Annotated in this window: 24 protein-coding genes and 2 tRNA genes; 11 read left to right on the top strand and 15 right to left on the bottom strand. The window is 34.4% G+C overall.

The genetic code is table 11. The annotated features are described in order from the left end of the window. Positions 1-37: 37 nt before the first annotated feature. The 3 genes from ABTV69_RS01300 to ABTV69_RS01310 form a co-directional block, all read right to left on the bottom strand. Positions 38-988 (bottom strand): ABC transporter ATP-binding protein, encoded by a 951-nt coding sequence (locus ABTV69_RS01300; protein WP_433833573.1) that lies wholly within the window; start codon positions 986-988, stop codon positions 38-40. Positions 989-1,095: 107 nt separating this feature from the next. Further along, positions 1,096-1,791, bottom strand: coding sequence for an OmpA family protein (locus tag ABTV69_RS01305; RefSeq protein ID WP_433833575.1), 696 nt, complete (start codon positions 1,789-1,791; stop codon positions 1,096-1,098). An 18-nt stretch (positions 1,792-1,809) separates the two neighbouring features. Then, positions 1,810-2,307 carry a lipocalin family protein gene (locus ABTV69_RS01310; protein ID WP_433833577.1) on the bottom strand — a complete coding sequence of 166 codons (498 nt, stop codon included), beginning with the start codon at positions 2,305-2,307 and terminating at the stop codon, positions 1,810-1,812. A gap of 203 nt (positions 2,308-2,510) precedes the next feature. Between ABTV69_RS01310 and htpG the strand changes: the two genes are divergently transcribed. The 3 genes from htpG (at position 2,511) to ABTV69_RS01325 (ending at position 6,370) form a co-directional block, all read left to right on the top strand. After that, positions 2,511-4,394, top strand: a complete 1,884-nt coding sequence (gene htpG / locus ABTV69_RS01315; RefSeq protein ID WP_433833579.1) for a molecular chaperone HtpG — start codon at positions 2,511-2,513, stop codon at positions 4,392-4,394. 241 nt (positions 4,395-4,635) lie between these two features. Continuing rightward, positions 4,636-5,469, top strand: a complete 834-nt coding sequence (locus ABTV69_RS01320; RefSeq protein WP_433833581.1) for a hypothetical protein — start codon at positions 4,636-4,638, stop codon at positions 5,467-5,469. Positions 5,470-5,602: 133 nt separating this feature from the next. Continuing rightward, on the top strand, positions 5,603-6,370 hold the full coding sequence (locus tag ABTV69_RS01325; protein ID WP_433833583.1) for a DUF4369 domain-containing protein: 768 nt from the start codon (positions 5,603-5,605) through the stop codon (positions 6,368-6,370). Positions 6,371-6,672: 302 nt separating this feature from the next. On the opposite strand, the gene ABTV69_RS01330 is transcribed toward ABTV69_RS01325, so the two are convergent. The 7 genes from ABTV69_RS01330 to idi form a co-directional block, all read right to left on the bottom strand. Then, positions 6,673-6,746: transfer RNA gene (locus ABTV69_RS01330), tRNA-Thr, on the bottom strand. A 113-nt stretch (positions 6,747-6,859) separates the two neighbouring features. Beyond that, positions 6,860-6,933: transfer RNA gene (locus ABTV69_RS01335), tRNA-Thr, on the bottom strand. Positions 6,934-7,009: 76 nt separating this feature from the next. Continuing rightward, positions 7,010-7,276 (bottom strand): hypothetical protein, encoded by a 267-nt coding sequence (locus ABTV69_RS01340; protein ID WP_111364281.1) that lies wholly within the window; start codon positions 7,274-7,276, stop codon positions 7,010-7,012. A gap of 57 nt (positions 7,277-7,333) precedes the next feature. Then, positions 7,334-8,302, bottom strand: a complete 969-nt coding sequence (locus ABTV69_RS01345; RefSeq protein ID WP_433833585.1) for a type I phosphomannose isomerase catalytic subunit — start codon at positions 8,300-8,302, stop codon at positions 7,334-7,336. 56 nt (positions 8,303-8,358) lie between these two features. Next, positions 8,359-8,817, bottom strand: a complete 459-nt coding sequence (locus ABTV69_RS01350) for a peroxiredoxin (RefSeq protein ID WP_433833587.1) — start codon at positions 8,815-8,817, stop codon at positions 8,359-8,361. A 3-nt stretch (positions 8,818-8,820) separates the two neighbouring features. Beyond that, positions 8,821-9,231: a 6-carboxytetrahydropterin synthase gene (locus ABTV69_RS01355; RefSeq protein WP_433833589.1), complete on the bottom strand. Its 411-nt coding sequence runs from the start codon at positions 9,229-9,231 to the stop codon at positions 8,821-8,823. Positions 9,232-9,251: 20 nt separating this feature from the next. Continuing rightward, positions 9,252-9,779 (bottom strand): isopentenyl-diphosphate Delta-isomerase, encoded by a 528-nt coding sequence (gene idi / locus ABTV69_RS01360; RefSeq protein WP_433833591.1) that lies wholly within the window; start codon positions 9,777-9,779, stop codon positions 9,252-9,254. Between the two features lie 293 nt (positions 9,780-10,072). Here idi and msrB point away from each other — a divergent pair, with 293 nt between their 5' ends. Both msrB and msrA read left to right on the top strand, forming a co-directional pair. Then, on the top strand, positions 10,073-10,627 hold the full coding sequence (gene msrB, locus ABTV69_RS01365) for a peptide-methionine (R)-S-oxide reductase MsrB (protein ID WP_433833593.1): 555 nt from the start codon (positions 10,073-10,075) through the stop codon (positions 10,625-10,627). Between the two features lie 7 nt (positions 10,628-10,634). Beyond that, positions 10,635-11,240 (top strand): peptide-methionine (S)-S-oxide reductase MsrA, encoded by a 606-nt coding sequence (gene msrA / locus ABTV69_RS01370; RefSeq protein ID WP_433833595.1) that lies wholly within the window; start codon positions 10,635-10,637, stop codon positions 11,238-11,240. Positions 11,241-11,334: 94 nt separating this feature from the next. Here msrA and ABTV69_RS01375 read toward each other — a convergent pair whose 3' ends face one another. After that, a complete protein-coding gene (locus tag ABTV69_RS01375) occupies positions 11,335-11,772 on the bottom strand; it encodes an META domain-containing protein (RefSeq protein ID WP_433833597.1) in 438 nt (145 codons plus the stop codon). A gap of 261 nt (positions 11,773-12,033) precedes the next feature. Here ABTV69_RS01375 and ABTV69_RS01380 point away from each other — a divergent pair, with 261 nt between their 5' ends. Next, positions 12,034-13,434 carry an aminopeptidase P N-terminal domain-containing protein gene (locus ABTV69_RS01380; protein ID WP_433833599.1) on the top strand — a complete coding sequence of 467 codons (1,401 nt, stop codon included), beginning with the start codon at positions 12,034-12,036 and terminating at the stop codon, positions 13,432-13,434. A 169-nt stretch (positions 13,435-13,603) separates the two neighbouring features. Continuing rightward, the gene (locus ABTV69_RS01385; protein ID WP_433833601.1) at positions 13,604-14,563 is read left to right on the top strand and encodes a quinone oxidoreductase family protein; all 960 of its coding nucleotides are present in this window, start codon (positions 13,604-13,606) and stop codon (positions 14,561-14,563) included. 167 nt (positions 14,564-14,730) lie between these two features. Here ABTV69_RS01385 and ABTV69_RS01390 read toward each other — a convergent pair whose 3' ends face one another. From ABTV69_RS01390 to ABTV69_RS01400, 3 genes are all read right to left on the bottom strand, one after another. Continuing rightward, entirely contained in the window at positions 14,731-15,819 is a 1,089-nt protein-coding gene (locus tag ABTV69_RS01390) for a DUF6630 family protein (protein ID WP_433833603.1), read from the bottom strand. Between the two features lie 21 nt (positions 15,820-15,840). Then, positions 15,841-16,542 (bottom strand): SMI1/KNR4 family protein, encoded by a 702-nt coding sequence (locus ABTV69_RS01395; RefSeq protein WP_433833605.1) that lies wholly within the window; start codon positions 16,540-16,542, stop codon positions 15,841-15,843. Positions 16,543-16,616: 74 nt separating this feature from the next. Beyond that, positions 16,617-18,176 carry an NAD(P)/FAD-dependent oxidoreductase gene (locus tag ABTV69_RS01400; RefSeq protein ID WP_433833607.1) on the bottom strand — a complete coding sequence of 520 codons (1,560 nt, stop codon included), beginning with the start codon at positions 18,174-18,176 and terminating at the stop codon, positions 16,617-16,619. Between the two features lie 420 nt (positions 18,177-18,596). Here ABTV69_RS01400 and ABTV69_RS01405 point away from each other — a divergent pair, with 420 nt between their 5' ends. Further along, positions 18,597-18,836 carry a hypothetical protein gene (locus ABTV69_RS01405; protein ID WP_433833609.1) on the top strand — a complete coding sequence of 80 codons (240 nt, stop codon included), beginning with the start codon at positions 18,597-18,599 and terminating at the stop codon, positions 18,834-18,836. A 127-nt stretch (positions 18,837-18,963) separates the two neighbouring features. Here the strand turns inward: ABTV69_RS01405 and recQ are convergent, their stop codons facing one another. Then, positions 18,964-21,159: a DNA helicase RecQ gene (gene recQ / locus ABTV69_RS01410; RefSeq protein ID WP_433833611.1), complete on the bottom strand. Its 2,196-nt coding sequence runs from the start codon at positions 21,157-21,159 to the stop codon at positions 18,964-18,966. 86 nt (positions 21,160-21,245) lie between these two features. Between recQ and ABTV69_RS01415 the strand changes: the two genes are divergently transcribed. Genes ABTV69_RS01415 through ABTV69_RS01425 form a run of 3 tightly spaced genes read left to right on the top strand, consistent with a single transcriptional unit; the run spans position 21,246 to position 23,369 of the window. Continuing rightward, a complete protein-coding gene (locus ABTV69_RS01415) occupies positions 21,246-22,211 on the top strand; it encodes a KpsF/GutQ family sugar-phosphate isomerase (protein WP_433833613.1) in 966 nt (321 codons plus the stop codon). Then, complete coding sequence (gene tatC / locus ABTV69_RS01420) at positions 22,211-23,026, top strand: twin-arginine translocase subunit TatC (RefSeq protein ID WP_433833615.1); 816 nt, start codon at positions 22,211-22,213, stop codon at positions 23,024-23,026. The genes ABTV69_RS01415 and tatC overlap by 1 nt, the downstream gene beginning before the upstream one ends. Further along, positions 23,019-23,369, top strand: a complete 351-nt coding sequence (locus ABTV69_RS01425; protein WP_223708414.1) for a carboxymuconolactone decarboxylase family protein — start codon at positions 23,019-23,021, stop codon at positions 23,367-23,369. Before tatC ends, ABTV69_RS01425 begins: the two co-directional genes overlap by 8 nt. Positions 23,370-23,407: the final 38 nt, after the last annotated feature.

A 23,407-nucleotide genomic window follows, 5' to 3' on the forward strand; every position in this document is an offset into this window, starting at 1 on the left:
AAAATTATCTAATTATCTAATTGACACATTAACGAATTTATAGGTAATTCAATGCCAAAAAAACTTCTTGTTCTAGCGGTAAATCTATTTCGCTTTCAAAGAAAATCAATTGCCTTTTGTAAACAGTTTCAATTAAATAATGGCTTCCTCTAAAATAAGTTCTTCTAATTTTCACCATCAATTTTGATTCTGAAACCATTTTAAACTGATGCGGATACACTAAAGTTTTGTGAGTTTCATCTGCATAAGACAATAATAAATGAGTTGGAATTTCATTTACTTCCCCAAACAAAGAAGCTACATATTTAATTTTTGGATCTTCATAAATTTTCGAAGGATTATCTTTTACCAAGACTTCTCCATTTCTCATCACTATCGCTTGATCTGCAAAAGACAAAGCATCTGTACTGTCATGTGTTGCTATGATACACGTAATTCCTTTTTGTTTTAAGTAGCGAAACAAATTACGACGCAACGCATTTTTTCTAAAAGCATCGATCTGGCTAAATGGCTCGTCCAACAAAATTACTTCTGGTTCAAGAGCCAAAACTCTAACCAAGGCTACTCTCTGCTGCTGTCCGCCACTCAAAAATTTAGTTTTAACATGAGCAAACTGATCCATTTCTACCATCTCTAGCAATTCTTGAACACGCAGTTTTTTCATATTAGCAAAACCGTTCGACAAAAACTTCCCAACATTTTCTGCAACAGTTTCATACGGAGACAAATCAAAATCTTGCGCCAAATATTTCATATAAGGCATTCCGGGAATCAAATTAAACTTTGGTCCTAAGATTGGTTTATCGCCGTAAAAAATTTTTCCTTCATCCAGATCATACAGTCCGTAAATAAGCTTAAGGAGCGTACTTTTTCCGCAGCCACTCTCCCCTATAATGGCAATATTCTGGCCTTTTTCAATAGAAAAAGAAATGTTTTTTATAACGGGGTTTTCGGTGTACGAAAAAGATATATTTTGAATGTCAAGCATGAGTTGTAATATGAGACGTCAAATTTACAATGTTTAATTTCTAAAGTCAAAAAAAAGCTGCTTCAATTATTTGAAACAGCTTTTTTGATGATTTATTTTACTAGAAACTATTTTCCAGCTTCTGCTTTAGCATCATTTACCATTTTGTCGTTTGCTGTAATTGAGAATTCAACACGACGGTTTTGAGCTCTTCCTTCTGGAGTATCATTTGTCGCAATTGGATCCGCAATTCCTAAACCTGAAGTTTTAAAACGGCTAGATTTTAATCCTTTAGAAACCAAATAAGATTGCACAGAAGCAGCTCTTTGTCCAGAAAGCGTCAAGTTATATTCTGGTTTTCCAGTATTATCTGTGTAACCAAAAATTTGAATATCTGTATCTCCATACTCATTAAATACAGGAACTAATTTATCCAAGTTAGCTTTTGCTTGAGCTGTCAAAGTTGATTTATTAGTATCAAAACGCACTGCATTTTCATTTAATGTCAAGTGAATTCCCTCTCCAACTCTTTCAACAGAAGCACCTGGTAAAGCCTGATCAATTTCACGAGCTTGTTTATCCATTTTGTTACCGATCAAAGCTCCTGTTCCACCACCTACGGCAGCTCCAATTGCAGCTCCTAAAGCAGCGTTTCCGCCTTTCCCTAAATTATTTCCTAAAATCCCACCAATAACACCTCCTGCTACAGCACCAATTCCAGCTCCTTTTTGTGTATTATTTGCATTTTTTACTGAATCGCAGCTTGCGAAAAAGCTCACCAATACCAGTAAACTACTTAAACCTAAAACCGTTATCTTTTTCATTTTTTATACCTTTAAAAATTAATTTGCTCTTTGAAATTGGTAAACCACATCTTTTACCTGACCACCAACATTGATGTTATCTATTAACTGAAAAGAACTTTCAGATACACCTGAAACTTTAAGCAAATAACCATCTCTTACTTTTTTCGCTTTTTCACCTGCATTAAGAATTTTTAATACAAACAAACCTTGATTATTGATACTCCATACAATCGGCGAAGAAAATCCAGTACAGCTTGGAGAAGTCAAAGCCATATTTCCTTTATTATTGTTTGAAATAAAGCTCCAAGTACTACCAATAAAACATTTTGAATCTGCAAGATCAAATGAATTTACTTTGATATAATCAGAACCTGGATAAGAAACGTTAGTTAGCACCCAATTTCCTTTTAACGCTACTTGTGTTGATTTGTCAAGTTTTGTAGAAAGCGTTGTGTCTGTTGAAGCTGTCGACGAAGCTGATTTACACGCAAAAAATAGTACGGCAATCAAGCACATAAAAATACCTTTCTTCATTTTACAATTTTTTTATAGATTAATATTTTGCTTTTTTAACAATTATTGTACCACAAATATACGATTCGTCGCGATAATTTTTGTTTTAGAATCTATTTATTTTCTTTCAAAATTAACATTTCAGACATTTTGTCACCCTTAACGTAATTGGTATTTTATTTGAATAAATGAAAATCATCAAATTAAATCAAAAAATTAAAAATATGGCAACAGGTAAAATTAATGTTTCAGTAGAAAACATTTTTCCCTTAATTAAAAAGTTTCTTTACAGCGACCACGAAATTTTCTTGCGTGAGCTTGTTTCTAATGGTACTGATGCTACTTTAAAACTAAAACATCTTATTAGCATCGGTGAGGCTAAAGTAGAATACGGAAACCCAATTATCGAAGTTAAAGTGGACAAAGAAGGAAAAAAAATCCACATTATCGATCAAGGTTTAGGTATGACTGCTGATGAAGTTGAAAAATACATCAATCAAGTAGCGTTTTCTGGTGCTGAAGAATTTTTGGACAAATACAAAGATTCTGCTAAAGATTCTGGAATCATCGGACATTTTGGTCTAGGCTTCTACTCTGCTTTTATGGTAGCTGAAAAAGTTGAAATCATTACCAAATCATACAAAGATGAGCCAGCAGCCCATTGGACATGTGATGGAAGCCCTGAATTTACTTTAGAGCCTGCTGACAAAACTTCACGCGGAACTGAAATCATTCTTCACATTGCTGAAGATTCTTTGGAGTTCTTAGACGATTCTAAAATCTCGGGTTTATTAAACAAGTACAACAAGTTCATGCCTATTCCAATTAAATTTGGAACAAGAACGGAAACACTTCCAAAACCAGAAGATGCTCCAGAAGATTATGTTAATGAAACAGTTGAAACTGACAACATCATTAACAATCCTAATCCAGCTTGGACAAAACAGCCTTCTGAATTATCTGATGAAGATTACAAAAACTTCTACAGAGAATTGTATCCAATGCAATTTGAGGAGCCATTATTCCACATTCATTTAAATGTAGATTATCCATTTAACTTAACTGGTATTTTGTATTTCCCAAAATTGGGTTCAGATATGCAAATCCAGAAAGACAAAATTCAGCTGTACCAAAACCAAGTTTACGTTACTGATAACGTTGAAGGAATTGTTCCTGAATTCTTGACCATGTTAAAAGGTGTAATCGATTCTCCAGATATTCCATTAAACGTTTCTCGTTCTGGCTTACAGGCTGACGGAGCGGTGAAAAAAATCTCAAACTATATCACTCGTAAAGTAGCCGATAAATTAAAAGCTTTGTTTAATGAAAACCGTGCTGATTTTGAAGCAAAATGGAACGATATTAAAATCGTTTTGGAGTACGGAATGCTTTCTGAAGATAAATTCTATGAAAAAGCAGGTGCATTTGTGTTATACCCAACAGTAGACGACACTTACTTTACACTAGAGGAGTTAAAAGAAAAACTAAAAGAAAACCAAACGGATAAAGATGGTAAATTAGTAATTCTTTATGCAGGAAATAAAGATGCTCAACACTCTTATATTGAAGCAGCAAAAGATAAAGGATACGAAGTATTGCTTTTAGATTCTCCGATTATTTCGCATTTAATCCAAAAAATTGAAAACGATAACAGCGGATTAACTTTTGTACGTGTTGACTCTGACCACATTGACAACTTAATCAAAAAAGAAGAAAATGCGATTTCTAAATTATCAGATGACGAAAAAGCAGCTTTAAAAACTTCTTTGGAAGCTTATATTCCAAAAGCGTACAGCGTTCAGTTGGAAGCTATGGATTCGCAAGCGGCTCCATTCATTATCACGCAGCCAGAATTTATGCGTAGAATGAAAGAAATGAGCCAAACAGGCGGAGGAGGAATGTTCGGAATGGGCAATATGCCAGAAATGTACAACTTGGTTGTAAACACCAATTCTGATCTTGCTTCAAGCATCTTAAATACAGAAGATAAAACGCACCAAGAACATTTAGTTAAACAAGCTTTAGATTTAGCTAAACTATCTCAAAACCTATTAAAAGGTGAAGCGCTTACTGCTTTCGTAAAAAGAAGTTTTGAAATGATAAAATAAGTACATCGTGCTTTCATCCTAAAAGCTGTCCAAATTGGACAGCTTTTTTTTATTTCAATCTTTAGCAAAAAAAACAAATCCCAAGACTTATTTGAATCATTTTAAAAATGCCTGTTCATAATTTTTTGTTCAAAAATCCGTTATACAATGCTGTAGATCAAACATTACGCAATTTTTTAATTACAATTCGTTTTTTTATTACATTTGACTGCCTTATTAATCTATTTAAACAAATACCACTATGAAAAAGACCGCACTTTTACTATCTACAATTTGCGCAACAGCATTTTTATACATTTCTTGTTCTAGCGACAATCACGACGAACCTATAGCTTCAACAAACCTAACCAACATTGGAGCATCAATTGCTGTTGACACTTCAAACGAGATGGACCTGAACACTGCCCTTTCAGTTGCAACAACTACATCAAGCACTTCAAAAACTGCCGAAACAGCTCCTGGAGTTTGCGCAACAATTACTGTTACGACAACTGGAGGAAATTATCCTAAAGTATTTTTGGCCGATTTTGGAACAGCGGGATGTAAAGACGCAAATAACCTCACAAGAAAAGGACAACTAAAAATAACGCTTTCTGGCCCTATTACCGAAACTGGAAGCAAAATGACAATTGAAAGAATTGACTATTCAATAAACTATATCAAATTAGAAGGTACGATTGAATACACTAATACTACAACTGTTGCCACTACACCGCAATGGAGCAGAAAAGTAACAAATGGCAAACTTACAGATATACAAGGCGGAGTTTACACTAATTCTGGATTTTATACGACTAAGCAAACTGCAGGAGTAGATACTCCTTTTGTCTTATCTGACAATGTATACGAAATTACAGAAGGCACACATAAAGTAACAGCTGCAAATGGCGAAGCACTTACTTTGACCGTAAAAGAACCTCTAATTAAAAAATACTCTTGTCTATTTGTTTCTAAAGGACAATTAAAAATACAAGGAGAAATTTTGAATGGCGTAATAGATTACGGAAATAACGACTGTGATGCAGTTTATACGTACACACAAGAAAACGGATCTTCATTCAATTTATCTATGTAAGACCTTTTCCTGCACTGCTTTAATATCCCAATTTAGAAATAGATTGGGATTTATTTTTTTTTAGAAAAATAAAACGCCAGCCTCTTTACATTTAAACTATTTTCTTTATTTTGCACCAAAATCTCAAAAACTAATGAAAAAAACACTAATTGCTTTTGTTACTCTAGCAGTCTTAGCATCTTGCAGCAAAAAAGAATCTGCTGCCGACAACTTACATCTTACAGGAAACATTAAAGGTTTAAAAACTGGAACTTTATATATTCAAAGAGTAGTTGACACTTCTCTTGTTGCTATCGACAGCATTAAAATTGACGGAAACTCAACTTTCGAAAGAGACATCAAATTAGAATCTCCTGAAATGCTATACTTATTTCTAGATCGTGGCGTAACAAACTCATTAGACAATAACATTTTGTTTTTTGCTGAACCAGGAAACATCAATATCGAAACCAACTTAGACAATTTCATTGCTAACGCAAAAATTACAGGTTCAAAAAATCAGGAACTGTACGAAGAGTACAAAAAAGTAAACTCTCGTTTTATCGAAGAAAACCTAACAATGGTTGAAGCCAGATTCAAAGCCATAAAAAGACAGGATCAGAAAGCAATTGACAGCATAGAAGTAAAACAGCAGACAAACATTAAAAGAAAATATTTATACGCTACAAACTTTGCCATAAACAATAAAGATCACGAAGTAGCACCTTATATCGCTTTAGCAGAGATTTACGATATCAACATCAAATTTTTAGATACTATTCAAAAATCGATGACTCCAAAAGTAGCGCAATCATTTTACGGAAAGAAACTGACAAAGTATGTAGCCGATATAAAAAAAGTAGAAAAAAACGCTCCAGCAGAAACCACAACTGAAGCTAGTACACCTGAAGCACAAAAATAATCTTGTCATCATAACAATAAAAAGGTCCTGAAAATTTCAGGGCTTTTTTTATGCCCTAAATTACAATCCCAACCGCGAACGATCTACAATCCCAAACCATTTAAAAACTCTCCTAAAAAACGATAGAATAGCCTCAATATTCCATTATTTTCAATACGACCAAAACTCACCCCTCACTTTGTCAAAATTTTAAAACCGACAATGGCACCATTCAGAATTTAAATATTGGAGTCTCCTTAAAAAATTTAGAATTTTATTTTTTAAGCATAAAAAAAACCACCACATTTCTGTGATGGTTTTTGAGCCGATAGAGGGACTCGAACCCACGACCTGCTGATTACAAATCAGCTGCTCTAGCCAGCTGAGCTACATCGGCCTATTTTGCGAGTGCAAAGATAGAAATGTTTTTTAATATTCCAAAAAAAATTCACACTGCCCTCTATAATTAAAAAAACCACCACATTTCTGTGATGGTCTCCGTTTTTATTGAGCCGATAGAGGGACTCGAACCCACGACCTGCTGATTACAAATCAGCTGCTCTAGCCAGCTGAGCTACATCGGCGTCATTACGGGTGCAAATATAAAGCGGTTTTTCGTTTTCCCAAAATAAATTTGCACTTTTTTACACTTTTTTTTTCTTATAATGCGTTGATTTTTTCAATCAATTGATTAGCAGCTTGTTCTAATTCAACATTAATTTGCTTGAAGTGCGCTTTTTTATTTTCAACGTTCTTTGCGTTAACTTTTGTGATCAAAGTATCGAATGCAGCGATAGCTTCATCGACCAAAGCATTCGTTTCTGGAGTAGGATTTCCTGTTGTTGACATCTCAAACAAGTAAACTGCTTCAATAATATCTCCTAATACGAAGTTGATGTCTTTCTTTAAATTCTTAACGTTTGCCATTTTCTTTATTATTTTAATTTGCGTTTGCAAAAGTACATATTATCTTTAAATTTAATGCTAAGAAATGTAAATTTCTAAAATTGAAGCTTTTCCGTTTAAACTAAATGCATTTATCGCAGCTGGAACCAAAACGGTATCTCCTTTTTTGTAAGCTTGTTTAAATCCGTGGTATTCAATTTCAAAATCACCTTCGATACACATATATACCGTAAATGTTTCTCCAGTTTTAGCAACTTCCAACTTATTTTCTAACGGAAGGAAATTAGTTGTAAAATAAGGACAATCTACAACCGTGTTTGAAGTATTAGTTTTTGTCTCGTATTTTTTCTGCGTATCTACTTTATTGTAGTTAATTGCATCCAAAGCAAGATCTACGTGCAATTCTCTTTTGTTTCCTTGTGCATCTACACGATCAAAATCATATAATCTGTACGTAATATCAGAAGTCTGCTGAATCTCTGCCACAACTAAACCGGCACCAATTGCGTGAACTGTTCCTGTTTCTAAAAAGAAAACATCGCCAGGTTTCGCTTTAACATCATCTAAAATTGAAACTAAAGTATTGTCATGCAAATGTTTTAAATATTCTTCTTTATTAGAATCTTCTTTAAAACCAACAATAATTCTAGCATCAGCATCGGCTTGAGTAACGTACCACATTTCAGTCTTTCCGAATGAGTTGTGACGTTCTTTTGCTAATTTATCATTTGGGTGCACCTGAATAGAAAGATCTTCTCTCGCATCTAGGTATTTAAAAAGTAACGGAAATTGTTTTCCGAAACGCTCATACACTTTAGTTCCTAAAATCGCATCTGGTGTTTCGTCAATCAAATCCATTAAAGATTTTCCTTTTAAATCTCCATTTGCAACCACACTTACATCGCCTGGCACAGTAGACAATTCCCAGCTTTCGCCAGTAATTTTAGAAACGATTGGTTTATTTAGAATAGTTTTCAGTTTTTCTCCTCCCCAGATTCTTTCTTTCAAAATCGGTTCAAATTGCAGTGGGTATAAGTTTTGGCTCATGTTTTTAGGCTAATATATTTGTTTAATTAAATTCTTATTTGATACTATTTGGTATTCTACAATACTAATTCTTTAACGATTTCAAGTGCTTTCGGAATATGTTTGGCAGCATTTGCACTATCAAACACCGAAATCAGCAAACCATTTTTATCTATTATATAGGTAACGCGTCCTGGCAGAAGTCCGAGCAAACTATTACGGACACCAAAAAGTTTTCTTAATCTTTTATCCTGATCAGAAAGCAAAATAAAAGGTAATTTATGTTTAGCAGCAAATTTATGATGTGACTTTACACTATCGCTGCTAATACCAATTACCTCAGCTCCCAAATCTTTAAAATCTTCGTATTGGTCCCGAAAACTGCACGCTTCAGTAGTACAGCCTGGCGTATTATCTTTTGGATAAAAATAAATCACCACTGGCTTTCTCCCTAAAACGCTTTGGCTTTCAAAAAGTTCTCCATTGTTGTCTTTCGCAGTAAAATTCGGAACTATATCTCCTATTTTTAATGACATGTTTTATTCTCCTTTATAAGTTACAAAATTTCGTTCCGTTTCATTCAGCACCACTTCCAGATCGAAATCGGCATGAATACGTTGTCTAATTTTATTCCATATCACAACCGCGATATTTTCTGCGGTCGGATTTAAATCTGCAAATTCTGGAACGTCCAGATTGAGATTTTTGTGATCAAACGGAACTTCTACTTCTTCTTGTATAATATCCGCTAATACTTTCACATCTAAAACAAAACCAGTTTCCGGGTCAATCTTTCCTGTAACACTTACTGTTAAACCATAATTATGACCATGAAAGTTCGGATTATTGCATTTTCCAAAAACAGCATCGTTTTTTTCAAATGACCAATCTTTTCGATGCAGTCGATGCGCAGCATTAAAATGTGCTTTTCTTGATATGGTTACTCTCATTTATGTTTCTGGTTAGTTGGCTATAATTTATGGTCTTCGAGATAATGATCAAATTCATCAAAAATTATCTTAAACCATACGGTATAAATTTCGGGCTGTTTTTCAATATCTGCTTTCACATCTTCAATGCTCATCCATTTCCAGTCTTCTACTTCATCTGGATTTATATTTGGCTCGTCGTTATAATAACCAATCATAACATGATCCAATTCATGTTCTGTCAAACCGTTATCAAAAGGCGCTTTATAGATAAAATGAAACAATTCCTTCAATTCGGCTTTAAAACCCATTTCTTCAAACAACCTCCTGCTTCCTGCTTCAATATTGCTTTCGCCTTCTCTTTGATGACTGCAGCAAGTGTTAGTCCAAAGCAAAGGAGAATGGTATTTATGATGAGCACGCTGCTGCAACATAATTTCGTTTTTACTATTTAAAATAAAAACCGAAAAGGCACGGTGCAAAAGCGCTTTTTCATGTGCTTCTAATTTTGGCATTAAGCCAATCTGTTCATCGTTTTGATTAACCAGTATTACGTTTTCTTCTATCATAAGGCTTCTTAAGCAAACAAAAATACGAAAAAAGAAATGGCTTAAAAATGCTAATTAAGAATGTCCAAAGCCTAGCTTTAGTCCGAATTTCTATTTCCTTGATTTACAACTTAATAATTCTACTAAAAATTAAAAGCTGTTAAAATTAAGACATAAAAACTACATTGTCTCATTTTACGTAACTAATAAAAAGTTAAAACACACTTAAAAAAATCTCAATAATAACTCTCACTGTAATTTGAAGCTAAATCTCGACGTATCTTTGAAATACAGATTAAAGCACCCAAGAACTTATGAAATCTAAAAATCTAATTTTCAGTCTTTGTTTTTTACTTCCGCTTTTTATTTTACAAGCCTGCGGACAAAACACTAAAAAGCAACCTACAAAAACTGCTATCATGGAAAACAAAATCAGCAAGCCCGGAAACCCTTATTACTCTAATACCGATACAACGAAGTTAAACGTAAGCAATGCCGAATGGAAAAAGGTTTTACCTGCTGACGTTTATGCCGTAATGAGAGAAGCCGACACCGAAAGACCTTTTACCGGAAAATACTGGAATACTGATGAAAAAGGGACATATTACTGCGCTTCTTGCGGTAACTTGCTTTTTAGATCAACGGCAAAATTCTCCAGTAGCTGCGGATGGCCAAGCTTCTTTGAACAGGAAAACAAAAAAAGCATTGTTTTTAAAGAAGATAATTCGCTTGGAATGGAAAGAACGGAAACACTTTGCGGGCGTTGTGGCGGACATTTAGGACACATTTTTGATGATGGTCCTGAACCAACCGGAAAACGCTATTGCATGAATTCAATTGCTCTTGATTTTATTCCTGATCATAAATAAGCTACACATGAAAAATATACTTTTAATATGCCTTTTTGCGCTTTCGCTAAATGGCACTGCTCAAAATAAAAAATCGAATCTAGAAACTATTACACTTGGCGGAGGCTGCTACTGGTGCGTTGAAGCCGTTTATGAAAATCTTGATGGAGTAAAATCGGTTGTTTCGGGATTTTCTGATGGAAAAGTTGCAAACCCAACTTACGAAGAAGTTAGCACAGGAGCAACTGGACACGCCGAAGTAGTTCAAATCACATACGACAAAACAGTTACTGATATTAACGAAATCTTCAAAGTGTTTTTCACCGTTCATGATCCAACAACTTTAAACCGTCAAGGTGCAGATGTTGGAACACAATACCGCTCCGTTATTTTCTATAGAAATGAAGAACAGAAGAAAGCCGCTCAAAGTATTATTGCCGAATTAAACAAAGCTAAAGTCTACAACAGTCCGATTGTGACAAAAGTGGAGCCTTTTAAAATTTTTTACAAAGCTGAAGATTATCATCAAAACTATTATGCTAACAATAAAAATCAGCCGTATTGCAAAATGGTCATTCAACCTAAACTAGAAAAATTTGAAAAGGTTTTTAAAAATAAACTGAAAAAGAAATAAACTTACAAGTACAAAAAAGGGGAAATGATTTTTCATTTCCCCTTTTTATATTACTTAACTTCTGCTAGAGTTTTTTTTGATGAAGTGACTAAATTTATTGTTTAGCTACTTTTTTAAATCGCATCGTTGCTACATCGCCTTCATTCAAAATCAGTTTTCCATCTTTATCGATGCTATAACTTGTAATTTTCTTCATCTGCTGTAAAAACTGCTGCTCTCCTCCTCCTTCGCAAAACATTAAAGTTGCAGGACCTGGCTCACCAAAAGTCAATTTTTTTCCGCTTAAAGCATATGGCGCGCTGTAACCGTTGCATCCATTATTTCCATACACTTTTGTTTCTTTTTGATCAAAAGTAATTTGTGGTTTTTTATTCGGATATAATCCTTCAAAAGCAATTCTTGGTCCAGAAATATATTCTAATTCCCAAGTTGTACCAAATAGATCGCCTGCGCTTTTATCTGTTTTTGACGCCGAACATGACGCAAATAATAAAGTCAAAACGGAAAGGACTGCAAATGTGTATTTTTTCATAAAAATGCATTTTAAAGATTTATAATTTGTTTTTTGAAGATTAAAATAATTCTATAAAAATTCTTTACTCAATATTCATGCCCAGTTAGAAGCTTTTTGAAATTTAAATTTTAGTAAAAACCGTAATTTTCTATACCTAAGTTACTGTATTTTATTTAAAGTTTTATAAATCAAATATTTAATTTCAATCTTACGATTTCATTTTTTTTGTATTTTGCAGCAATCAAAAAACCAAAAAATCATCAATAAAAAACCAGAAAAATGAAAAAGTTTCTATTTTTTGTTCTTGCATTAACAGTATCGTTTGTTCATTCGCAAGAAAACCTTCCCACAGATTATCTCACAAAAGAATTCCACAAAGGGCGTCGTGAAGCTTTTAGAGCTTTAATGCCAGCCAATTCTGTAGCGGTTGTTTTCTCTTATCCAGAAAAAGTTTTCTCAAAAGACATCAACTACAATTATCACGCAAATCCTGATATGTATTATCTAACAGGACACAAAGAACCAGATGCGATTTTAGTGCTTTTTAAAGAACCGCAAGGAGCAGAAAAATACAACGAAGTTCTTTTTGTGAGAGAAAGAAATGCTTCTCGTGAAACTTGGACAGGAAGACGTTTGGGAATTGAAGGTGCAAAATCTAAATTAGGTTTTACAACTGTTTACAACGGAAAAGATTTTAATGCGTTTGCCATTGATTTCGCAAAATTTGATAAAGTTATTTATGACGAAATCCCAACAGATGTTACAGAAAGCAATAATCCAGACAATTTATATTCACTTTTGAAATCATTTAAATCTAAAGTTGGAATTACAAAATCAAATGAAGCCTCAGTTGCGCTATTTGATAAAATAACTAATTCTCTTCGCGAAATTAAAACTCCAGAAGAACTTGTTTTGATGCGTAAAACGGTAAAACTTTCTTGCATTGCTCACAACGAAGTGATGAAAGCAGTTGGTCCAGATATGAGCGAAAATGAAGCAGACGGAATTCATGCTTATGTACACAGACATTATGGCGCAGAAGGCGAAGGTTATCCGCCAATTGTTGGCGCTGGGGCAAACGGATGCATCTTGCATTATAACGATAACAATGCTACAAAAATGGACAATCAATTATTGCTAATGGATGTTGGTTCTGAATATCATGGTTATTCTGCAGACGTTACAAGAACAGTTCCTGCAAACGGAAAATTTACAGAAGAACAGAAAGCAATTTATCAAATCGTTTACGATGCGCAGGAAGAAGTTTTTAAAATCTGTAAAGAAGGGACTCCAATTCAGGATTTAAATAAAAAAGCAAAAGAAGTTATTACTGCTGGATTACTTAAATTAGGAATTATTACAGATCCAAAAGATGCTCGCATTTATTATCCACATGGATGTTCGCACTTCCTTGGATTGGATGTTCATGACAAAGGGAACTACATGGGAACTCTTAAAGAAAACATGATTCTTACTGTAGAACCAGGAATTTATATTCCGCCAAATAGTAAATGTGATAAAAAATGGTGGAATATCGGTGTTCGCATTGAAGATGATATTTTAATGCTGAAAGATTCTTATGAAAATCTGTCTGCAGATTCTCCTAGAAAATGGCAAGACATTGAAGCTTTAGCGAAGCAAAAAAGCACTTTCAACGAAATGAAATTCCCTAAAATATAGTTTTTCTTTTGCCACAGATTAAATGGATTAGAAAGGATTTTTTTTTTTTAAAATAATCTGTGTTAATCCTTTTAATCTGTGGCCATAAAAAATATTTCAAAAGCCTCTATTAAAATTTAATAGAGGCTTTTAATTTTTACCGAACTTTACATTCCTAAATTACTTAAAAATGAAAGCACTTACATTTTCTTCTTTTGGAGATTCAGATGTTTTAGAATATATAGAAATCCCTAATCCAGAATTAAAAAGCGACGAAATTCTTATCGAAATGAAAGCCATCGGATTAAATTTTGCCGATGTTTACCGACGCAAAGGCAATTATCACTTAAAAGGAAATCCGCCTTTTATTGCTGGTTATGAAGGCGCAGGAATTGTTGTTGATGCCAATAATCATCCAGAATTTAAAGTGGGCGACCGTGTGGCTTTTGCCGATGCTCCGTTTGCTAATGCAGAATTGGTGGCAGTAAATGTAAATCACATTATTCCATTGTCTGAAAGCATTTCTTTTGAAACTGCAGCTTCTGTTTTATTGCAAGGTTTAACGGCGCATTATTTGGCTACAGACAGTCATAAAACCGCAAAAGGAGAAACTGTTTTAATACACGCAGTTGCTGGCGGGGTTGGGCAAATACTTACTCAGATTAGTAAACTTTTGGGCGCAACCGTTATCGGATTAACCTCATCTCCCGAAAAAGCAAAAATCGGATTTGAACAAGGTGCAGATCATGTTTTTCTTTATAATGACGATTGGAAATCGCAAGTTTTTAAAACTGTTCCAAACGGAGTCGACGTTGTTTACGATAGTATTGGAAGCACTTTAAAAGATAGTTTTGAAGTGACCAAAGAATGCGGTCAAGTAGTTTTCTTCGGAATGGCGGGAGGCGACCCCGAACCTGTAGATCCGAGAATGCTCATGGACGGCTCTAAAACTTTAACTGGCGGTGATTTATGGAGTTATTTAAATTCTAAAGAAGAAAGAATTAAAAGAGCAACCCAATTATTTAGCTGGATTACTGAAGGCAAAATTAAACTTTCTGAACCGACTTCTTTTAAATTATCAGAAGGAAAATTGGCGCATGATTTCTTAGAAAGCAGAAAAAGCACAGGGAAAATTATATTGATTCCGTAAACATCTGAACTTACCAGCGGTCAGTTTTAAGTCTCGGTTTTCACCGTAAAATTGTCATTTCGACGAAGGAGAAATCACCGCAAGTAGCTCCGTTCCAATAAGCCAATCTTTGCCGTGTTACTTACGAAGATTTCTCCTTCGTCGAAATGACAAACTATATCTTAAACTTACAATTGATCGATTTCAATTTTAGTAATTTCAGACAACTCTAAAATCCTTTCAACATCATTTTTATTGGCAACAAAAAACAAATAATTATCGCCATTTGTATTGTAAGTCATTAATTCAAAACCGCGTTTTTCTAATTCTGATTGAATATACGGGAACAAATCATGGCTATAGGTTTCTTCTGGATATTCGAAAGTGAAATCTTCCTCACCAAGCATTTCGCCTATAAAATATTCAGCATCTTCTGGATCGAATTTCCAATCGCTGTTCCAAGCATCAATACTTTCAAAAAAATCAAAATGACCATCGACAATGTCGTGATATTCACTGCTCTCTTTTTTGTAATTTTCAAAAAGCATTGTCGATTGCTTTTTGAGTTCTTGCTCTTCAATATTTCCTCGAGAAACCAGTTTTACAAATTCTTCAAAAGTTTCTTCTGTTACTTCTTCGTTTTCTACTAAATTTTCATTTGAAGGAAGTTCGACAGTTTCAGGAATTTCAATGTTTAAATATTGGCAGATTCCCTGCAAAACCAATTTAAAATCTTTAATTCCGATTTCCTCACTTTCGTTCTTCGGATTATTTATATCTAATAATTCGCTTTCCAACAATCCTTTTGTATAATCAAAGAAATGTCTTCCTGAATATAATATTTTAAAGTCGTTTATTTCTAAACTATTCGTACAGCAGAAAAAGATCACGAAGTTTTTTATAGAACGCTTAAAGAACTTTTTTTCCTCTAAAGTCGGTTCCGAATAAAACTGAATGTGTATAAAATCGTATTCTAAACCTTCTTGAATCTGCTCGTCTGAAAGGGTAGAAATATTCATTTTTTTATAAAGCTCATTCAAAACTTCATAAGCATTATTAAAACCTGCTTTTTTAATTTCTTCATTTCCTTCTTCATGATCAAATGAACCCGGAACGAAAAACAAATTTACCATGACATCTTCCTGAATTCCTTTCACTTTAAATTCAAGACTTGACTGCTCATTATATAAATACGAATAAATAGGATCAATAACATCAAAAGAAATGATCGATTTTGGATCGTTATTGCGCCCAAATAGGTTAGAGAAAAAGCTCATTGCAACTATTTTGTATTAAAACTAATCGTTAGAATATTTAAAACTTTGATTCATTTTATCGAAAGGAATGACTTCGTTTACAATCGACTCCAATTCGAAATCTGTCAACAATCCTCTTGCCGATTCTACAATTTTCGGAGAAACATTAATTTCATAATCAATAAGTTCTCGTTTTAGAATTTCTTCGATAATCGCATTTTGGTGATCGGTTAAGTATTTTTTATGTGATTTAAACACCGATTCTATATCGTCTCTAAATTCTTCATCGCTTAGTTCGTTGTAAGTATCTTGCTTCGACATATCAATCAATAAAACTTTGAAGATAAAATCCTGTAGATTTTTTGCCAGATAACTTACTTCATTCATGTCGTGCCAAACGTACACAATTGGCACATCATCATTATTTTTTTCGTTTAAGAAAAAACAATAATGATCGCCGCCGCCGCTTTTGGCAAACGGAATAAACTTTAATTCTGGATTAATATTTCGGTAATCTTCTGGATTTTGAAGTTCTTCTATTTCTTCGGCTACAGATTTTAAATTCAGCGATTCAAAATCATAAGAATGCAAAAGTAAAGGCGGATTGTCTTTTAAAGTAGGATAAACATCTGTATACCAATTTGGCCCATATTCTCCAACATCCAGCATGCCATCAGCATCTAACTGTTTGTATAAGAATGGGTATTCAAATCCGTATTTTTTTTCGATTTCTTGTATGGTCATCTTTGGGGGAATATTCTATTAAAATCAGAATACTAAGATAACAATCTTTACTGGACCAAAAAACCTGAAGCCAATTATTTCAAGGATTCCGCAATCATTAAGGCACATTTTTCGCCATCGATTGCTGCAGAAATAATTCCACCCGCATAACCTGCACCTTCTCCGCAAGGGTACAAACCTTTGATTTGCAAATGCTCTAAAGTCATTGCATCTCTTGGAATTCTAACTGGCGATGAAGTTCTACTTTCTGGCGCATGTAAAATTGCTTCATTGGTTAAATAACCGCGCATTGATTTTCCAAAATCCTGAAAGCCCTGACGCATAATTTGAGTTAAAAATCCTGGAAAAACCTGTCCCAATTCAACCGAAGTCGTTCCAGGAACATAAGAAGTTTTCGGAATATCTGCTGAAACTTTACTTTTCGTAAAATCAATCATTCTTTGCGCGGGAACTTTCTGCGTTTCTCCAGCCAAATGCCACGCTTTTTGTTCGATGCTTTTTTGAAATTCCATTCCAGCCAAAGCTCCAAATTTTGCAAAAGGTTTAAAATCTTCCAATTTCAATTCGACTACAATTCCAGAATTTGCCGTTGACTGATCACGTTTAGATGGCGACCAACCGTTTGTAACCACTTCTCCTGGACTTGTCGCGCACGGCGCAATTACACCTCCCGGACACATACAGAACGAATACATTCCGCGGCCGTTAACTTGTTTTACAATTGAATATGGCGCTGGTGGCAAATGCTCTCCACGAAAATCACAGCTATATTGAATACTGTCAATTAATTCCTGAGAATGTTCTGCACGAACTCCTAAAGCAAAAGGTTTTGCTTCTATTAAGATTTTCTTTTTGTCTAATAATTCAAAAATATCACGCGCTGAATGTCCTGTCGCTAAGATCAATTTATTGGCGTGAATTTTATCTCCGTTCTGCGTTACGATTCCTTCAACTTCATTATTCTTTACTAGAATATCGTCTACGCGAGTTTCGAATAAAACTTGACCGCCAAATTCTCTGATTTTATTTCGGATATCTTCAATAATTTTAGGCAATTTATTGGTTCCAATGTGAGGATGCGCTTCGACCAAAATATCTTCAGAAGCACCAAAAGCGACTAAAAGCTCTAAAATTCTAGTTACATCGCCACGTTTTTTAGAACGTGTATATAACTTTCCGTCAGAATAAGTTCCTGCTCCACCTTCCCCAAAACAATAATTTGAATCTTCGTTTACAATATGTTCACGATTGATTGCTTTTAAATCACGTCGACGTCCTCGAACATCTTTTCCGCGTTCTAGAACAATTGGCTTTAAACCTAATTCAATTAATTGCAAAGCAGCAAAAAGTCCAGCTGGACCAGCGCCAACTACAATAACTTCTTGCGCGTTTGAAACATCTTTATATATAGGAAGCTCTAATTTAGTTTCCTGAAAAGGTTCGCCTTTTAAATAAATAACAACTTTCAAATTGATTTTAATCGCTTTCTGGCGCGCGTCGATAGAGCGTTTTAAAATCGAAACATGCTGAATTTCTTGAGCAGAAACTTTTATTTGCTTAGACAAATGGTCTTTTAGCAATGATTCGTTTGCAGCAATTTCTGGTGTAACTTGAAGTAAAAGTTCTTTAGGCATTTTTGTGTATTTATTCTATTAGCTTTTCTTTCTATGAAAAGAACATGCAAAAGTACTATTTTGAAATGAGATTTTATATTTACTGTAAAATTTGCACGCAGATTAACACAAAGTATATGGTAGAGACGCACTGCAGTGCGTCTACACAACGAATTTCCACAATACCTTAGACGCACTGCTGTACACCTCTACAGGAAAAAACTTTGTGCCCTAGCGACTTTGCGAGCAAATTGGATTATTCTTTTCTCTCGCAGATATCGCAGATTTTTTTAACACAAATAATATTATAGAGACGCACTGCAGTGCGTCTAACACATTAAGGATATACGTTGCGTAGACGCACTGCGGTGCGTCTCTACATAGAACCTTTAAGAAAGACTTTGTATCTTTGTTCCTAACAACCTTTGCACCTTAAAAAAAATGTCTAGAAAAATAAAATTAATTTGGGATTTCCGCGGACCAGCTTCAGCAAAAACAGCTGAACACCACGAAATTCATTTGAAAGAATATATCGCAATCGAAAAACTACCTTTAAATATTACAGGATTTAAAATCATAGACGAAATGTACGCAATCGCTTTTATGGTAGTAACCGACGAAAATATGATTCAAGTAAGAGATGCTTTAAAACCGCATCGAGGGGAAATTTATGTTGAATAAAATTCCAATATTTTAAATTCCAAATTCCAACCTTTGGAAAACTCAATAAAAAAATCCAAATTCCAAGTGATGAAGCAATTGGAATTTGGATTTTATATTTTAAACTTTTTTGTTTTGGAATTTAACTTTAGTTCGCTACCTCGCTAATAAACTTAATACGCATTAAACGCAATTCGTCAATATCGTAATCGCCATCAAATTCTTTAAGAGCGTCTTCTATTTTATCTGATTCTGATTCCATGAAGTAATCGTGAATTTCTTCCTGCTGATCGTCATCTAAAATATCGTCTAACCAATATTTGATATTTAGTTTTGTGCCAGAATATACAATCTGTTCCATTTCTTTGATCAATGCATCCATAGAAAGTCCTTTCGCGGAAGCGATATCACTTAAAGGCAATTTTCTATCAATATTCTGAATAATGTATAATTTGTTGGCAGAATTTACTCCTGTAGATTTTACAACTAAATCGTCTGGACGAATAATATCGTTATCCTCCACATAACGGCTTATTAAAGCAACAAACTCGCTTCCGTATTTTTTTGCTTTTCCTTCCCCCACACCATGAATATTGTATAATTCTTGTATAGTTATCGGATATTTCAAAGCCATATCTTCGATTGAAGGATCTTGAAAAACTACGAATGGAGGCACTCCTAGTTTTTTAGCTACTTTTTTGCGAAGTTCACGAAGCATACCTGTCAGCACTTCATCTGCAGTTCCAGATGATTTTCCGCCGGTTACAATAGTTTCGTCATCTGCTTCAGTATATTCATGGTCTTCTGACATCATGAATGAAACTGGACTTTTGATATAATCTAAACCTTCTTGCGTAATTTTTATAACGCCGTATGTTTCAATATCTTTCGACAAATATCCTGTAACCAGAACTTGTCTCAATAATGCCATCCAATATTTTTCGTCGTGGTCCGAACCAGCACCAAAATAAGGCTGCGTATCTGTTTTGTGTGCTTTAATTACGGCATTAATACGTCCGATTAAAGTGAAAACAATTTCTTTCGATTTGTAGATATGTTTGGTATCGCGAACAATTTCAAGCAATTTAACCACTTGTTCTTTGGCTTCGACTTTATGCTTCGGATTACGAACGTTATCGTCCATATCTGCGCCTTCTCCTGTTTCGCTGTCAAATTCTTCACCAAAATAATGCAACAAAAATTTTCTGCGCGACATTGACGTTTCGGCATAAGCCACAACTTCTTGCAAAAGCGCAAAACCAATCTCTTGTTCGGCAACCGGTTTTCCAGACATAAATTTCTCTAGCTTTTCTACATCTTTATAAGAGTAGTAAGCCAAGCAATGACCTTCTCCACCGTCACGTCCTGCACGACCCGTTTCTTGGTAATAACTTTCAAGAGATTTTGGAATATCGTGGTGAATTACAAAACGAACGTCTGGTTTGTCAATTCCCATTCCGAATGCGATTGTTGCTACCACCACATCAACGTCTTCCATCAAGAACATATCTTGATGTTTGGCCCGGGTTTTAGCATCCAAACCTGCATGATAAGGAACAGCGCTAATACCGTTTACTTGTAAAACTTCTGCAATAGATTCTACTTTTTTACGGCTTAAGCAATAAATAATTCCAGATTTTCCTTTATGCTGTTTGATAAATCGAATAATATCCGACTCAATATTTTTCGTTTTTGTACGAACTTCATAATACAAGTTCGGTCTGTTGAATGATGCTTTAAAAGTATTTGCATCAGCCATATCAAGGTTTTTCAGAATGTCTTCCTGAACTTTTGGGGTTGCTGTTGCGGTAAGACCAATAATTGGCACTTTACCCAATTGCTTGATTATGTTTCTCAGATTTCTATACTCTGGCCTAAAATCATGTCCCCATTCTGAGATACAGTGCGCTTCATCAATAGCTACAAAAGAGATTGGAACACTTTGTAAAAAAGCCACATATTCTTCTTTTGTTAATGATTCTGGGGCGACATACAAAAGTTTGGTCAATCCAGAAGTAATATCTTTCTTGACCTGAGCAATTTCTGTTTTAGTTAAAGAGGAGTTTAATACATGTGCAATTCCATTTTCAGACGAAAGACTTCGAATTGCATCAACCTGATTTTTCATCAAAGCAATTAAAGGAGAAACAACTATTGCTGTTCCTTCTTGAATTAAAGCCGGTAATTGGTAACACAGAGATTTCCCTCCACCGGTCGGCATAATTACGAATGTATTTTTTCCGTCTAAAATACTCGTAATGACTTGCTCCTGCAAGCCTTTAAATTGGCTAAAGCCGAAATACTTCTTTAATTCTTTATGTATTTCAATTTCATTTGAATTCATTCTCTATATTAACTGTATTTTGTATAAATTTGCAACACATAAAGATACAACTTTCTTTTATACATACAAATTTTAAATATTCTGTTTTGATCACAAAAGAAAATATATTGGCGATCGCCAAGAAAACAATACTCTCTGAAAGTGAAGCAATTACAAAACTAATTGATTTTTTGGACGAAAATTTTTACGAAGCTGTCCAACACATATACAAAACCAAAGGCCGTTTAATCGTGACAGGAATTGGAAAAAGTGCCATCATTGCGCAAAAATTGGTTGCTACTTTTAACTCTACTGGAACTCCATCTATGTTTTTGCATGCTGCAGAAGCAATTCACGGCGATTTAGGAATGATACAAAACGATGATGTCATTATCTGCATTTCTAAAAGCGGCAATAGTCCAGAAATTAAAGTTTTGGTTCCTTTATTAAAAAGATTCGGAAACACGCTAATTGCCATTACAGGAAACACAACTTCTTTTTTAGCAAAAGGCTCAGATTGCGTTTTAAATACAACAGTAAATATCGAAGCGTGCCCGATCAACTTAGCTCCAACAAACAGCACCACAGCACAACTTGTTATGGGAGATGCTCTTGCGGTTTGCTTAATGGAAATGCGTGATTTTAAACCAGAAGATTTTGCAGTTTATCATCCAGGCGGCGCATTAGGAAAAAAACTCTTACTTCGTGTAAAAGACATGATAGAAAACTCATTAAAACCAACTGTAGCTCCAGATACCTCTGTCAAAAAAGTGATTTTTGAAATTTCTGAAAAAAGATTGGGTGTAACTGCAGTTATTGAAGACAATAAAATTATCGGCATTATTACAGATGGAGACATCCGAAGAATGCTAAATGACGTAGATACTATTGCGGACTTAACTGCAAGGGATATTATGTCTAAAAATCCTAAAATGGTTTCTTCGGAAACCATGGCGGTTGATGCATTGAATATTTTGGAAGATTTCTCTATTACGCAACTTATTGTTGCCGACGAAGGAGAATACAAAGGCGTTTTACACTTACATGACATTTTAAAAGAAGGAATCGTATAATGGCAAAGAAAAACCTTGGCGAGATGTCATTTTTGGATCATCTTGAAGAACTAAGATGGTTATTGGTTAGAAGTACAATTGCAACATGCGTAATGGCATTTGTTACTTATTTTATTAGTGATTATTTATTTGATCAAATAATTTTAGGCCCGATTAGACCCACATTCTTTACGTATGTTTGGTTTTGCGACTTATCCCATTCATTAGGATTTGCAGATAGCATCTGCATTACCGAACTGAATTTTATTATTCAGAATACCGAAATGGAGGGTCAAGTCAACATCTTTGTATGGATGTGTCTTTTGGCTGGTTTTATTTTGAGTTTCCCTTATATTTTATGGGAAATCTGGAAATTTATCAGTCCTGCTCTTTATGAAAAAGAAAGAAAAAATGCGAAATTATTCATTTTCGTTTCTTCTTTGCTTTTCTTCTTAGGAGTATTGTTTGGGTACTTTGTAGTAATACCGATGTCTGTAAACTTTGTGGCAACTTTCTCTGTCAGCGACGTGGTAAAAAACCAGTTTACGCTAGAATCGTACATGGGAATGGTAAAAACAAGTATTCTGGGAAGCGCGATCTTTTTTGAACTTCCAATTGCAATTTATTTCTTAACGAAACTTGGCTTAGTAACTCCTGAGTTCTTAAGAAAATACTGGAAATATGCTGTTGTACTTATTTTGGTTATCGCCGCGATTGTGACTCCACCAGACGTTGTGAGTCAAACGATTGTTGCAATTCCAATGTTAATTATATACGAAGTCAGCATTCTTATTTCAAAAATTGTTTATAAAAATAAATTAAAAGAAAATGTCTGATATCATACAAGAATTTAATGACTATCGTTCTAAAATGAACGAAAAATTATTAGCTGACAATAACAAAATTGTAAAGCGAATTTTCAATCTTGACACCAATGCTTATGCAGAAGGTGCTCTTGATGTAAAAACAAAAGAGCTTTTAGGTCTAGTTGCATCCACTGTTTTAAGATGTGACGACTGCGTAAAATACCATTTAGAAACCAGCTATAAAGAAGGCGTTTCTAAAGAAGAGATGATGGAAGCAATGGGAATTGCAACTTTGGTTGGAGGAACAATTGTTATTCCTCATTTAAGAAGAGCTTACGAATTCTGGGAAGCTCTTGAAGAACAGGGAAAATAATTGGAAAATGCGACAATTAGATAATTAGATAATTATCT

The organism is Flavobacterium anhuiense (genome assembly GCF_050990855.1).
Lineage (GTDB): Bacteria > Bacteroidota > Bacteroidia > Flavobacteriales > Flavobacteriaceae > Flavobacterium > Flavobacterium anhuiense_C.

Bases quoted from the DNA above. Each gene is read 5' to 3' on its own strand.
- ABTV69_RS01300 (WP_433833573.1), bottom strand. From the start codon at position 988: ATGCTTGACATTCAAAATATATCTTTTTCGTACACCGAAAACCCCGTT.
- ABTV69_RS01305 (WP_433833575.1), bottom strand. From the start codon at position 1,791: ATGAAAAAGATAACGGTTTTAGGTTTAAGTAGTTTACTGGTATTGGTG.
- ABTV69_RS01310 (WP_433833577.1), bottom strand. From the start codon at position 2,307: ATGAAGAAAGGTATTTTTATGTGCTTGATTGCCGTACTATTTTTTGCG.
- htpG (WP_433833579.1), top strand. From the start codon at position 2,511: ATGGCAACAGGTAAAATTAATGTTTCAGTAGAAAACATTTTTCCCTTA.
- ABTV69_RS01320 (WP_433833581.1), top strand. From the start codon at position 4,636: ATGAAAAAGACCGCACTTTTACTATCTACAATTTGCGCAACAGCATTT.
- ABTV69_RS01325 (WP_433833583.1), top strand. From the start codon at position 5,603: ATGAAAAAAACACTAATTGCTTTTGTTACTCTAGCAGTCTTAGCATCT.
- ABTV69_RS01340 (WP_111364281.1), bottom strand. From the start codon at position 7,276: ATGGCAAACGTTAAGAATTTAAAGAAAGACATCAACTTCGTATTAGGA.
- ABTV69_RS01345 (WP_433833585.1), bottom strand. From the start codon at position 8,302: ATGAGCCAAAACTTATACCCACTGCAATTTGAACCGATTTTGAAAGAA.
- ABTV69_RS01350 (WP_433833587.1), bottom strand. From the start codon at position 8,817: ATGTCATTAAAAATAGGAGATATAGTTCCGAATTTTACTGCGAAAGAC.
- ABTV69_RS01355 (WP_433833589.1), bottom strand. From the start codon at position 9,231: ATGAGAGTAACCATATCAAGAAAAGCACATTTTAATGCTGCGCATCGA.
- idi (WP_433833591.1), bottom strand. From the start codon at position 9,779: ATGATAGAAGAAAACGTAATACTGGTTAATCAAAACGATGAACAGATT.
- msrB (WP_433833593.1), top strand. From the start codon at position 10,073: ATGAAATCTAAAAATCTAATTTTCAGTCTTTGTTTTTTACTTCCGCTT.
- msrA (WP_433833595.1), top strand. From the start codon at position 10,635: ATGAAAAATATACTTTTAATATGCCTTTTTGCGCTTTCGCTAAATGGC.
- ABTV69_RS01375 (WP_433833597.1), bottom strand. From the start codon at position 11,772: ATGAAAAAATACACATTTGCAGTCCTTTCCGTTTTGACTTTATTATTT.
- ABTV69_RS01380 (WP_433833599.1), top strand. From the start codon at position 12,034: ATGAAAAAGTTTCTATTTTTTGTTCTTGCATTAACAGTATCGTTTGTT.
- ABTV69_RS01385 (WP_433833601.1), top strand. From the start codon at position 13,604: ATGAAAGCACTTACATTTTCTTCTTTTGGAGATTCAGATGTTTTAGAA.
- ABTV69_RS01390 (WP_433833603.1), bottom strand. From the start codon at position 15,819: ATGAGCTTTTTCTCTAACCTATTTGGGCGCAATAACGATCCAAAATCG.
- ABTV69_RS01395 (WP_433833605.1), bottom strand. From the start codon at position 16,542: ATGACCATACAAGAAATCGAAAAAAAATACGGATTTGAATACCCATTC.
- ABTV69_RS01400 (WP_433833607.1), bottom strand. From the start codon at position 18,176: ATGCCTAAAGAACTTTTACTTCAAGTTACACCAGAAATTGCTGCAAAC.
- ABTV69_RS01405 (WP_433833609.1), top strand. From the start codon at position 18,597: ATGTCTAGAAAAATAAAATTAATTTGGGATTTCCGCGGACCAGCTTCA.
- recQ (WP_433833611.1), bottom strand. From the start codon at position 21,159: ATGAATTCAAATGAAATTGAAATACATAAAGAATTAAAGAAGTATTTC.
- tatC (WP_433833615.1), top strand. From the start codon at position 22,211: ATGGCAAAGAAAAACCTTGGCGAGATGTCATTTTTGGATCATCTTGAA.
- ABTV69_RS01425 (WP_223708414.1), top strand. From the start codon at position 23,019: ATGTCTGATATCATACAAGAATTTAATGACTATCGTTCTAAAATGAAC.